Raw genomic sequence first — 12,085 nt, forward strand, 5'->3', positions numbered from 1 at the left:
CCCCAAGGCGGACCCGCCCCCTACATCCAGATGGAAAAAATCCAGAACACCCGCGACCTGGCGGGCCTAACAACCACAGATGGCCGGCAAATCCAGCCCGGCCGCCTCTACCGGAGCGGCAACCCAGCCTTCGCCACGCCGGCCGACATCGCCAAACTCAAGGCAATGCACCTGGACGTCGTCCTCGACTTCCGCGCCGAAAGCGAAAAGAAACCCGCCGAACAGGCCTTCGCCGCCCAATTCCCCTGGCAAGCCGATCCGGTGCTAGCGGGAAACCTCTCGCCCGAAGCGATCATTCCAATGCTCAAGCGCTCCACGCCGGCGCAGATGCATCAATTCATGGTCTCGCTATACAAGCAATTTCCCAGCGACTATCAACCACAATTCGGCCGCTTTCTAAAGCTCGCAGAAGAAAACAAAACCATCCTCTATCACTGCACCGCAGGCAAGGACCGCACAGGATTCGCCACCGTCCTGCTGTTATCCGCGCTAGGCGTCGATCGCGCAACCGTGATTGCCAATTACCTGGAATCGAACCGCTATAACGCGGCTGGCAACGCGCAAGCAACCGCGCAGTTGCAAAAGATCGGCGTCGCGCCCGAAGTGCTGGCCCCACTGCTGGCCGTCGATCCAGACTATATCGGCGCGGCGATGGAGGTCATCGATCAGCAATACGGCGGCATGCAGCACTACCTCGTGGACGTGCTCCACGTGAATACGGAGAAGATTCGCGAGAACTATCTGAAGGCGGCGCCGTCCGTCGCGACGAATCGCTGATGCCGCAAAAAAACCCCACGCTCCGAAAAAACGTGGGGCTGATCAGCAGTCGGAAGGCAGGGCATGCACCGCCCCTGCCAGGTTTCATCACCCCTCGAATACATGCCGCAAAGGCGGCGGCGCCCCGCCCTCGCGCACCTTGATCTCCACCACCTTCCTCGCCGTACTCGAAGGCCGTACATCCGCTGCATCGAGATAAAACTGCGAATACCAGTCGCGCATCTGGTACAACGGACCATCGCCCTCGCACAACAACGGATTGTCGATGCGCGTCTTGCTGTCCCAGATCACCACGTCTTCATAGAACGCGGCCTGCGCCTGCTTCGAATAAGCGCGCGCAATCTCCATGTTCTGTTCGTCCGATAAGCCCGGGACCTTCTTCACCATCACGCCATAACGCAACTCGAAACTGTTCATGTCGATCGGCACATGGCAGTTCAGAAGAATCGAATGAATCGGATGACCGCCACTCTGCCCCGTCATCTCGGTGATGTGATACGCCGGGCCAAAGTAAGTGGACAGCGCGATCAGTTCGTCGTCGCCGAGACGTTCGCTGCGGCCAACCAGCAGTTGCGTCGCTTTATGTTCTTCGAACAGATTCGCGAAGTAATCGACTGGCGCGCCATGCACCGTTGCAAAGTGCGCCATATCGGAGATGTTGTCGACCAACTCGCGGCAGTTGGTCCCGATCACCATCAGATCCACGACCCAATCGGACCATTCGTCGGAAAAACATGCATCGATACGAGGAATCGCTACGTCTTCACCCGGCGGATTACCTTCGGGGTCGTGCCAGATGAACAGCAACTGGTTCTGTTCGCAAGTCTGCCATGTGCCGATTTTTGCCTTCGGCGGAATCCGCTTGCAGTACGGAATCGACTGGCAGTTGCCCTCGCCGTCCCACTGCCAGCCGTGAAACGGACACACCAGCGTGTCGCCATCAACGCGGCCGGTGCTGAGATCTCCGCCCATGTGCGGGCAGTAGCCGTCGACCACATTCACGCGCCCCTGCGAATCCATGAACGCGGCAAGACGTTGGCCGAAAATGTTCAGCGTGTGCGGCTTGCCATCCTTGTAGTCGCTGGCAAGACCAAGACAATGCCAACCGCGTGCAAATCGCTGCACCAGCGGCTGCGCTTCAATTCTGTAGGGACGTGCGGACATCTCTTATCTCCTCCAATGGAAAAGACGGCGCTTCTGAATAGCCGCCGTCATCAGTGTTCTTGCGGAGCGCGCACAGACTTTCGCGCTCACGCCTGACGATAGACGTGGAGCCCACCGCCTTCATCGTCCCGACGGACTAGGGACTTCAGCTACCCGTTAGCGCCCCGGATTGCCATGCTCGAGCGCAGCCGGCTCGACTTCGCCGGGAGCCGATGTAGCACCGCGCAAGGGGCTATCCGGCGCTATCGTCGCATTCGCCGCATTCGGCGCGCCAACCCGGGCGCCTGCTCGCCGTTCTGCCCGCTCCACCCCAAGCCATGCCGCCAGCGCCGGCAACAGAAACACCGCGCCGAACAGATTGACGAGGAACATGAAGGCAAGCAGAACGCCCATATCCACCTGGAACTTGAGCGCGGAAAACGCCCACGTCCCCACGCCGATGAACATCGTCACCGCGGTAAACAGAGCCGCGGTGCCGCGTTGACGCATCGCCGCCGCGAACGCATCGGGCAACGTGGCGCCTCCGCGCACTTCATGCTGCAACCGTTCATACAGGTAGATGCCGTAATCGACGCCCACCCCTACGCCTAGCGTAATCACCGGCAGCGTGGCGACCTTCAGGCCGATGCCGAGCCACGCCATCACCGCGTTGCACAAAATCGACACCACCGTCAGCGGCACGACGATGCACAAGACCGCGCGCCACGAACGGAAGGTCACGAAGCACAGCAACGCGATCGCGCCAAAAATCGACAGCAGCATCGCCACCTCGGCCTCGCCGACCGCTTCGTTGGTTGCCGCCATCACGCCGACGTTGCCGCCCGCGAGCCGGAAGGCAATATTCGGCGTGTGATGTTCCGCCGCCAACCGTTTGATTTCATCGACGATATGCGCGATCGTCTTGCCCTCGTGATCGGTCGTGTAGATCAACACCTGAATCGCCTGGCAGTTCTCGGTGTTCATGCCGTTGTCCGGATCGAACGCGCTCGCGCCCTGCGTGAGACCATCGCTCGAACGCGGCAGTGCGCCCCAACGCGGATTGCCTTCGTTGAAGGCAGCAATCGAAATCTTCGCGAGCGAAGGCACACTCACCACCGACTGCACGCCCGCCACGCCGCGCATCTCCATCTCGAAGCGCTCGATCGCGCTCATCACCGGATAGTGCAGACAGGCATCGTCGAAGCCAGTCGTCTCGACGATCACCGCGAGCGCATCGACGCCGATGTTGTACTGACTCGTGATTCGCGCGTTGTCGAGGTTGTAGCGTGAAGTACTGCGCAACTCGGGCGCGCCGGCGCCGATGTCGCCGATCTGCAGATTGCGCGACTCCTTCGCGCCGAACGCCAGCAACAGCAGCGCGATCACGAACACGCCGAGCGCCGGTGCAGGCCGCGCGAACATCGCGAAGCGCGTCCACAAGCGGCTGCCGCCTTGCGCCGCACGGCTTTGTGCACGCGCCAGGGTGCCCGCTTCCAGCCGCGTGTACGACAACAGGATCGGCAGAAACACCTTGTTGGTGACGATCATCAGCAGCACGCCGAGGCACGCCGTGACACCCAGCTCACGCACAATCTCGATCTGGATGCGCATGATCACCATGAAACCGAGGGCATTCGTGAGCAGCGCAACCGTGCCAGGTACGAACAATTTGCGAAACGCGTCCCGTGCCGCATCGGTCGAGGACATGCCGGCGACCAGCGCCTGCTTCCACGCATTGGTCATCTGCACGGCATGCGAGACGCCGATCGAGAAAATCAGGAACGGGACGAGGATCGACATCGGATCGATGCCGAGGCCGAGGATCGGCAACGCGCCGAGCAGCCACACCACCGGCAGCAACGCGACGAACAGCGCGAGCACCGTGGTCTTCGCCGAACGCGTGTACGCAAACAGCAATGCAGCGGTTATCAGAAACGCGAGCGCGAAAAAGCCGATCACGCCACTGATCCCCGCCTCCACATCCCCCACGAGTTTCGCAAAGCCGATGATGTCGACCTCGACATCCTGGTTCGAATAGCGCGCGCGGATCTGTTCGAGTTGCCGCGCCACCGCACCGTAATCCAGATGCTTGCCGGTGACGGGATCGGTCTCGCGTAATTCGGCGCGAATCAGCGCGGAATGCAGATCGTTGCCGACCAGCCTGCCAATTTGGCCAGAACGCGCCACGTTGCGGCGCACTTTGGCGAGGTCGTCAGGATTCGTGCTGCTGAACTGCCCGGGCACGACCACGTCGCCGCGAAAGCCCGCCTCGGTGACTTCCGTATAACGCACGTTCGGCGTGAACAGCGAGAACACGCGCGAGCGGTTCACGCCGGGAATGAAGAACACGTCATCGGTCGCGTGACGCAGATCGTCCATGAACGCCGGGTTGTAGATGTCGCCGTGGCCCTTCCAACGCAGACTCACGAGGATCGTGTTCGCGCCCGGAAAGGCGCTCGCATAACGGTTGAACACCTGCATATACGGGTGCTGCATCGGGATCATCTTATTGAACCCGGGATCGAGCCGCAGGCGCGTCGCGGAACAACCCAGCGCGACCGTTACCGCGAGGCACAGCGTCAGCAGGATGCGCCGGTGCCGCATGATGGCGTCGGCGCAACGCTCGACAAGACGTGAAAGGTGGGACGAAGAAGGACGGGACGATGCGTTCATGATGCGTCTCACGGCAAGGCAACGGGGAGCGCGGCGGGCGTGGCGAATCGGTGGCCGGCGAGCGCGCTATGGAATGTCGGCGAACGAAGCCGCGAGTTCAGGAGGGTGACGCGCTGGGCGACGCAAGCGGTGACGCAAGCGGTGGCCGGACCGCCGGCGAAACCGGCAGCAACGCCACACCCGCTTCTCCGCCAAGCGCAAGCTCGCCATGCCCGGCGTCGACCACGGTCGCGAGGCTCTGCACGCCGCCCACTTTGCGCACCGTGAAGCTCTGCCCGTTATCGCGCGAGGTGACAATCGCGCCGCCCTGGCCGACCAGCACCAGTTCTCCATCGGCGAGCTCCACTGCGCCGAAGTACGAGGTGCCGACACGGCTATCGATATGTGTCCACGTGTCGCCCTGATCGGTGCTGCGCAGCACGTTGCCGCGCATGCCGTATGCGAGCCAGTCGCCGTCAGCCAGCTTCAGCACGCCGAATAGCGAGCCCTGATAGGGCACGGGCCGCTTCTCCCAGGTCGCGCCGTTGTCGGTTGAGCGCAGCAGCGTGCCGGTTTCGCCGGCAATCATCAAACGGCCGCTCGCATCGCCGGCAATCGCATTCAGGTGGCGATCGTCGGCGGGTGTTTTCTGTTGGGTCCAGGTGACGCCAGCGTCGTGCGAGACGAACAGCTGGCCGAAGCTGCCGCTGGCGAATACCGATCCGTTCGCATTGCCCCACACGGACAGCAGCGGGTCCGAATGCTTGCGCTCGAAGCGCACTTCGCTCCAGTGCGCGCCGCCATCGACAGTGCGCACGATCCAGCCGTCATGCCCCACCGCGATGCCGATACGCGGCGAGATGAAGAACACCTGGGTGAGCGCGGATGCCTCGTCGGATGCCATCGCGGCTCGCCGCCAGGACGCGCCCGCATCGTCGCTCAGGAGAATGACGCCGCGCTCGCCCACCGCGACGAGGCGCGTGCCGGCTCTGGCGAGTCCGTTGATCTGCAGGCGATCGGCCTGAATAGTGGTGGCCGCGAAAGCCGGCACCGGGCGAGGCGAAAACGCAAACAGCGCCGCGCCCAGCACGGCCGCCGAGAGCAGCAAGCCAGGTAGTGTCGATTTCATTTTTTGTCTCCTGTCGACCAGATGTCGATCGGAGTTGGCGCTTTAGCGCTTACTCCGATCCCATGCAAAGCTGTTGGCGCTTTAGCTGTCGACTAGAGTTGGCGCTTTAGCTGTCGGCTAGAGTTGGCGCTTTAGCTGTCGGCTAGAGTTGGCGCTTTAGCTGTCGGCTAGAGTTGGCGCTTTAGCTGTCGGCTAGAGTTGGCGCTTTAGCTGTCGGCTAGAGTTGGCGCTTTAGCGCTTACTCTAGCCCCATGCAAAGCGCTTACTCTAGCCCCATGCAAAGCACTTACTCTGGTCCCATGCAAAGCACTTACTCTGGTCCCATGCAAAGCTCCGAGCGCGGTCTACGCCGCTGTTTCGAAGAGTGCCGCGGCGCCCATCCCGCCGCCGACGCACATCGTCACCACGACATAGCGCACGCCGCGCCGCCGCGCCTCGAGCAACCCGTGCATCGTCATGCGGGTGCCGGACATGCCGAACGGATGGCCGACCGAGATCGCGCCGCCGTTCACGTTCAGACGATCCGCCGGAATATGCAGTTGATCGCGGCAGTAGATAACCTGGCACGCGAATGCCTCGTTCATCTCCCACAGGCCGATGTCGTTCACCGTCAACCGATGACGCGCCAGCAGTTTCGGCACCGCGAGCGCCGGACCGATGCCCATTTCGTCAGCTTCGCAGCCCGCCACCGCCATGCCGCGGTAGATGCCGAGCGGCTTCAAACCGCGCTGCTTTGCCTCGGCAGCGCTCATCACGACTACCGCCGCCGCACCGTCGGACAATTGCGACGCATTGCCGGCCGTGATGAACTCGCCCTGCGCAACCGCTTCGCCGCCGCTCCAGACTGGCTTCAGCGCCGCCAGACTTGCCGCGCTGGTATCCGCGTGATTGCATTCGTCGCGTGTGGCTCGCACGCTTTCGCTGCCGGTCGGCTTGCCCTCCTTGTCGAACAGCGCGCGTTGCGCATCGAACGGCACGATCTCTTCGTCGAAGCGGCCCGCCGCCTGCGCCGCGGCAGTGCGCTGCTGACTCGTCAGCGCGTATTCGTCCTGCGCCTCGCGCGAAATGCCATAACGGCGCGAGACGATTTCCGCCGTTTCGATCATCGCCATGTACGCAGCCGGTTGATGCGCGAGCACCGCTTCCGAACGCGCCCGGTACGCATTCTTGTGCTTGTTCTGCGTCAGCGTGATCGACTCCACACCGCCCGCCACCACGATCCGCGCGTCGCCGCACAGGATGTTCTGCGCGGCTGTCGCGATCGTCATCAAGCCCGACGAGCACATCCGGTCCATCGCCATGCCCGGCACCGAAGCCGGCAAACCCGCCGCAGCCGCTGAGAGCCGGCCGATGTTGTAGCCCTGGGTGCCCTGCTGCGCGGCACAGCCCATCAGCACGTCGTCGATATCGGCGGGGTCGAGTTGCGCGCGCTCGAGAGCGGCTCGCACCACGTGGCCGCCGAGTGCGGGCGCTTCGGTGTCGTTGAACACGCCGCGAAATGCCTTGCCGATCGGTGTGCGCGCAACCGAGACGATGACCGCTTCGTTCATGAGATTTCCTCTACGGGTTCTACAGCTTTCTTCGGGTTGCTTCGGGTTACTACAGGTAGTAGCGGCTGATGGTGTCGGCCACGCAACCGGGTTTAGTCTCACCGTCGATTTCCACGGTCACGCGAATCCAGGCCTGCACGCCGCCTTCAATCGCTTCGGCGCGCAGCAACTGGCCGACGCCGCGAATGCGTGCGCCGGCTCGCACCGGCGCCGGGAAGCGGATCCTGTCACAGCCGTAATTGACGCCGAGCCGCGCGCCATCGATGCGGACGATCTGCGGCAGAAAGAAATTGACGAGCGAGAGGGTCAGGAAACCATGAGCGATGCATCCGCCGAACGGTCCCAGCCGCGCGCGTTCAGCATCGACATGAACCCATTGATGATCGAGTGTGGCGTCCGCGAACAGCGCGATGCGCGCCTGCTCGACCTGCAGCCACGCACTTTCGCCGAGCCGTTCGCCGACCGCCGCAACCAGTTCGTCCGGATGAGCGAACACGCGAGCCGGCAGCGGGTTGCCACGCACTTCAGCCGGCACTTCAGTCATGACGCTGTCCATCACGCGTGCTGACTGCTGACCGACAGCACTTCGCCGGTCATATACGACGCGTAGTCGCTTGCCAGAAAGACCATCACGTTCGCCACCTCCCACACTTCGGCGGCGCGTCCAAATGCTTCACGCGACGCCAGTTGATCGAGCAGATCGGCCGAAGCCGACTTCTTCAGAAAATCGTGCAACGCAATACTCGGCGCCACCGCGTTGATGCGCACGCCGTACGGCGCGGCTTCGAGCGCGGCGCAGCGCGTCAACGCCATCACACCAGCCTTCGCCGCCGCGTAATGCGCCTGTTCCGCCTGCGCACGCCAGCCGAGCACGGACGCGTTATTCACGATCACGCCACGGCCCCGCTGCTGCATGTGCGGCAACATCGCCCGCGTCATGCGGAAGGTGCCGGTGAGGCTAATGTCGATCACCCGCGACCATTCGGCATCGTCCATTTCGACGATGCGACGCGCACCGCCGAGCCCGGCGTTATTGATCAGCACGTCGACGCCTTGCAGCCGGTCTTCGGCATCCGCCACCAGCGCACGCACCTCGTCTTCCACCGAGACGTTGCACAGGCGCCCGTAGATCGCCTGCAAACCGGTTTCGGCGCGCAAGGTCTCGACCGCCTGCGCGAGGCGCTTCTCGTGGATGTCGGAGATGAAGAGCGCGCGGCAGCCCTCTTCGGCGCAGCGTTTGGCGGCGGCGAAGCCGATGCCCGCACCGGCGGCCGCCGTGATCAACACGGATTTGCACGCCAGCAGTTGATGGCCCGGCACATAGGCAGGCGCGCTCCGCACCGTTTGGGATTCGTTCATAGGGTTCCTCGGGGTTCTCTCGGCATGCCGAGCCCGCGCTCGGCCATGATGTTCAGCTGAATTTCGTTGGTCCCCGCGTAGATCGTGTCGGCGCGGGAGAAAAGGAACACGCCCTGCAGGCGGGTGCGTTTTGCGTCGGCGCTGTCGATCAGATTGGCGTCGAGGCCAAGCACATCCATCGCCAGTTGGCCTAGCTCGCGATGCCAGTTCGACCAGTAGTATTTGTAGATCAGCGCTTCACGGCTCAATGCGCCACTGCTTCCGTCGGCACCGGCGCCTGCCAGCATGCGCAGCGCGTTGTAACGCATCACGCGCAAACCGGCCCACGCTCGCGCGATCCGTTGACGAATCGGCGGATCATTAGCGACACCCGCTTCATGCGCCGCGTCGACCACCCATTCGAGTTCGCGAATGAACTGCATCTGCTGACCGAGCGTGGACATGCCGCGCTCGAAGCCGAGCAGCGTCATCGCAATGCGCCAGCCGTCGCCGGGGGTGCCGACCAGGTCTTCCGCGGCGGCGAGTGCGCCGTCGAAGAACACTTCGTTGAATTCCGCGCCGCCGTTCAATTGCTTGATCGGACGAATCTCGATGCCGGGTTGGTCGAGCGGCATCAACAGGAACGACAGTCCGCGATTGCCGCGCGACTCCGGATCGGTGCGCGCGATCACAAAGATCCAGTCGGAATCGTGCGCGAGCGAGGTCCAGACTTTCTGGCCATGCACGCGCCAATTGCCGTTTTCATCGCGGACTGCACGCGTCCGGACATTCGCGAGATCTGACCCTGCGCCCGGTTCCGAATAGCCTTGGCACCAGAACTGCGTACCGTTCAGGATGCCGGGCAGAAAACGCTTACATTGGTCTTCGGTGCCGCATGCGATCAGGGTCGGCCCGAGCAAACCCTCGCCGATATGACCCATGCGTCCTGGACCGCCGGCGCGGGCGTATTCCTCGTGAAAAACCACCTGTTCGGCGACGGACATTGCACGGCCGCCTTGCTCTTTCGGCCAGCCGAGGCCAGTCCAGCCGCCGCTTGCCAGCTCGCGTTCCCATTTCTTGCGCAGCGCCGGATAAGCTTCTTCGTCGCCGGGACCGCCACGGTATTGCAGGCAGGCGAACTCGCCGCGCAGATGCGTGCTCATCCAGTCGGCGACTTCCACACGCAAGCGTTGCTGTTGCGTTTCGCTGTTCATCAGAGCACTCCCGCGAGGACGGCTTGCACGTGGTCGGCATGCGCAAGCGGCAAGGGCAACGCTGCGCCCGAAGCCTCGTTACGATCGATCACCTGCGCCGCGATAAACGACAGCATCTGCGCGGTCGTGCCGAATTGCGCGCTGCAAGCCTGCGCGCGTTTGAAATACAGTTGCGGGTCGTATTCCCATGTGAAGCCGACGCCGCCGTGCAACTGGATCGATTCCTGGACGCAGAAGCGGAACGCGTCGTTGGCAGTGGCTTTTGCTGTGGCGATATCGGCAAGCACGTCCGGTGGTAACGAAGCGCCTGCCTGATTGCGCATTTGGTCAGGCACCTGAGTCCGCACTTGAGCCGACACCTGATCCCGCGCCTGATCCCACGCCTGCGCCGCACCGAGCACGGCCGAACGGGCCGCCTCGATTTCGACCATCATCTGCGCGCAACGATGTTTGACCGCCTGAAACGACGCGATCGCACGGCCGAATTGCACGCGCTCTGCCGTATAGGCAAGCGTGAGGTCGAGGCATTGCTGCGCACCGCCGAGTTGTTCCGCGGCCAGCGCCAACGCTGCAAACCATGCTGTGCCAGACAGCGCACGTTGCGCCTCGCTGCCCCACGCCAGCATCGCGCGACGCGGCACATCGACCGCATTCAGTTCGATACGTGCCAGCGGACGCGTCGCATCCAGCGTGACAAGCGGCGTGCGCACGAGACCGGCAAGATCAGCGCAGTTCAATTCGAACAGCGCGATGGATTGCGCTTCGTTCGCGATCAAAGCGGACACCAGCACCAAATCGGCGCTCGCACCGTCGACAACCTGTGCCAACGTGCCTGACAGACGGTAGCCGTGATCTGTCTCTTCCGCGCAAACCGCAACCGTACGTGCGTCAAAGCCGGGCGCAGCGTACGCAGAAGCCGCGCGCCCATCGACGCCGCCCGCAGCGTACGCCAAAGCCGCGCGCCCATTGACGCTACCCGCAGCGACCACAGAAGCCGCCCTCGCATCGAAGCCGGCCGCGGCGTGCGACGCGAGCGTCGCACTCACCTCGCCGTTAGCTATCCGCGAGAGCCATTCACGAGCTGCCGCCGATTCGCACTGCGCCAGCGCCGTCACCGCTAGGCACACCGTGCTGAAGTAAGGCACGCAGGCGAGGCGCCGCCCCATCTGCTCCATCAGCAACACCAGTTCCAACGCGCCCAGGCCCGCACCGCCCGCGGCTTCCGGCACGGTCAGCGCGCACCAGCCGAGATCGCCTGCGAGCGTGCGCCACAGGACATCGTCGCGGCCCGCAGTGTGTTCGATCGCCTGCCGCACAGCCGCCGACGCGCTGCGCTCCGCCAGCACCTCGGCCGCCGAATCGCGAATCATGGTCTGTTCTTCGGAGAGAGCGAGATTCATCGCATCAGCTTCCGTAGACCTGCTGCGCCGGCTCACGTTCTGCAACCAGCGCCGCCACCGCCCCACCCAGTGCAGTGACTTGCCAGCGTGCGCCGATGTCGATGCGCGGCCCCGTGCGCCAGCCTTCGGCGACCGCGATCATGCCGCCCGCCGCTTCGAACACCTGACCGGTCACGTCACGCGATTGCACGCTGCCTAGCCAGACGACCAGCGGCGCCACGTTGGCCGGATCGAAGTAATCGAAGCCGTCGGCGGGCTTTTTCATCATTTCGGAGAACACGCCTTCGGTCATCGACGTGCGCGCCGCCGGCGCCAACGCGTTCACCCGTACACCATAACGTTGCAACTCCGCGGCCTGCATCAACGTCAAGGCAGCGATTGCCGCTTTGGCCGCGCCATAGTTCGCCTGGCCGATCGACCCTTGCAGACCCGCCCCCGAACTGGTGTTGACGATGCGCGCATCCACCTCGCGCCCCGCCTTCGACGCATCGCGCCACTCGCGTGCCAGCAGCTGCGACAGACAGAAATGCCCCCGCAGATGCACGCGCATCACGTCGTCCCAATCGCTTTCGGTCATGCTGGTGAACATCCGGTCGCGGCAGATGCCCGCGTTGTTCACCAGCACATGAATCTCGCCGAAGGCTTCGTGCGTGGCGTCGATGATGCGTTGCGCGGTGTCGATACGCGTGATGTCGTCGGCATTCGCAAGTGCCCGGCCGCCGGCTCGCACGATCTCGTCGCAGACGGCTTGTGCGGCCTCCTGACGAATATCGTTGACCACTACCGCAGCACCGTCGGCGGCAAACGCCAGCGCGTACTCGCGGCCCAATCCTCCACCCGCGCCGGTAATGATCACGGTGCGCTCGTTGCAGATTCCCATGC

General features: G+C 63.5%; 10 protein-coding genes. 1 reads left to right on the forward strand and 9 read right to left on the reverse strand.

Annotated features, from left to right (window positions below):
- A partial coding sequence (locus tag GNZ13_RS29595) for a tyrosine-protein phosphatase (protein ID WP_328807320.1) occupies positions 1–777 on the forward strand: 777 nt, incomplete at its 5' end.
- Positions 778–864: 87 nt separating this feature from the next.
- Here the strand turns inward: GNZ13_RS29595 and GNZ13_RS29600 are convergent.
- The 9 genes from GNZ13_RS29600 to GNZ13_RS29640 form a co-directional block, all read right to left on the reverse strand.
- The gene (locus GNZ13_RS29600; protein ID WP_172171200.1) at positions 865–1,941 is read right to left on the reverse strand and encodes a Rieske 2Fe-2S domain-containing protein; all 1,077 of its coding nucleotides are present in this window, start codon (positions 1,939–1,941) and stop codon (positions 865–867) included.
- Positions 1,942–2,097: 156 nt separating this feature from the next.
- The gene (locus tag GNZ13_RS29605; protein WP_172171202.1) at positions 2,098–4,593 is read right to left on the reverse strand and encodes an efflux RND transporter permease subunit; all 2,496 of its coding nucleotides are present in this window, start codon (positions 4,591–4,593) and stop codon (positions 2,098–2,100) included.
- A 97-nt stretch (positions 4,594–4,690) separates the two neighbouring features.
- Complete coding sequence (locus GNZ13_RS29610) at positions 4,691–5,701, reverse strand: YCF48-related protein (RefSeq protein ID WP_172171204.1); 1,011 nt, start codon at positions 5,699–5,701, stop codon at positions 4,691–4,693.
- A 344-nt stretch (positions 5,702–6,045) separates the two neighbouring features.
- Complete coding sequence (locus GNZ13_RS29615) at positions 6,046–7,251, reverse strand: acetyl-CoA C-acyltransferase (RefSeq protein WP_172171206.1); 1,206 nt, start codon at positions 7,249–7,251, stop codon at positions 6,046–6,048.
- Positions 7,252–7,300: 49 nt separating this feature from the next.
- On the reverse strand, positions 7,301–7,795 hold the full coding sequence (locus GNZ13_RS29620) for a MaoC family dehydratase (protein ID WP_172171208.1): 495 nt from the start codon (positions 7,793–7,795) through the stop codon (positions 7,301–7,303).
- Positions 7,796–7,806: 11 nt separating this feature from the next.
- Entirely contained in the window at positions 7,807–8,610 is an 804-nt protein-coding gene (locus GNZ13_RS29625) for an SDR family oxidoreductase (RefSeq protein ID WP_172171210.1), read from the reverse strand.
- Entirely contained in the window at positions 8,607–9,803 is a 1,197-nt protein-coding gene (locus tag GNZ13_RS29630) for an acyl-CoA dehydrogenase family protein (RefSeq protein ID WP_172171212.1), read from the reverse strand. The genes GNZ13_RS29625 and GNZ13_RS29630 overlap by 4 nt, the downstream gene beginning before the upstream one ends.
- The gene (locus tag GNZ13_RS29635) at positions 9,803–11,203 is read right to left on the reverse strand and encodes an acyl-CoA dehydrogenase family protein (RefSeq protein WP_172171214.1); all 1,401 of its coding nucleotides are present in this window, start codon (positions 11,201–11,203) and stop codon (positions 9,803–9,805) included. Before GNZ13_RS29635 ends, GNZ13_RS29630 begins: the two co-directional genes overlap by 1 nt.
- 4 nt (positions 11,204–11,207) lie before the next feature.
- A complete protein-coding gene (locus GNZ13_RS29640) occupies positions 11,208–12,083 on the reverse strand; it encodes an SDR family oxidoreductase (RefSeq protein ID WP_172171216.1) in 876 nt (291 codons plus the stop codon).
- Positions 12,084–12,085 lie beyond the last annotated feature (2 nt).

Source organism: Paraburkholderia elongata, from assembly GCF_013177735.1.
In the GTDB taxonomy this organism is placed as follows: domain Bacteria; phylum Pseudomonadota; class Gammaproteobacteria; order Burkholderiales; family Burkholderiaceae; genus Paraburkholderia; species Paraburkholderia elongata.

Excerpts from the sequence above, each read along its gene's own strand:
- GNZ13_RS29600 (WP_172171200.1), bottom strand. The coding sequence starts at position 1,941 with ATGTCCGCACGTCCCTACAGAATTGAAGCGCAGCCGCTGGTGCAGCGA.
- GNZ13_RS29605 (WP_172171202.1), bottom strand. The coding sequence starts at position 4,593 with ATGAACGCATCGTCCCGTCCTTCTTCGTCCCACCTTTCACGTCTTGTC.
- GNZ13_RS29610 (WP_172171204.1), bottom strand. The coding sequence starts at position 5,701 with ATGAAATCGACACTACCTGGCTTGCTGCTCTCGGCGGCCGTGCTGGGC.
- GNZ13_RS29615 (WP_172171206.1), bottom strand. The coding sequence starts at position 7,251 with ATGAACGAAGCGGTCATCGTCTCGGTTGCGCGCACACCGATCGGCAAG.
- GNZ13_RS29620 (WP_172171208.1), bottom strand. The coding sequence starts at position 7,795 with ATGACTGAAGTGCCGGCTGAAGTGCGTGGCAACCCGCTGCCGGCTCGC.
- GNZ13_RS29625 (WP_172171210.1), bottom strand. The coding sequence starts at position 8,610 with ATGAACGAATCCCAAACGGTGCGGAGCGCGCCTGCCTATGTGCCGGGC.
- GNZ13_RS29630 (WP_172171212.1), bottom strand. The coding sequence starts at position 9,803 with ATGAACAGCGAAACGCAACAGCAACGCTTGCGTGTGGAAGTCGCCGAC.
- GNZ13_RS29635 (WP_172171214.1), bottom strand. The coding sequence starts at position 11,203 with ATGAATCTCGCTCTCTCCGAAGAACAGACCATGATTCGCGATTCGGCG.
- GNZ13_RS29640 (WP_172171216.1), bottom strand. The coding sequence starts at position 12,083 with ATGGGAATCTGCAACGAGCGCACCGTGATCATTACCGGCGCGGGTGGA.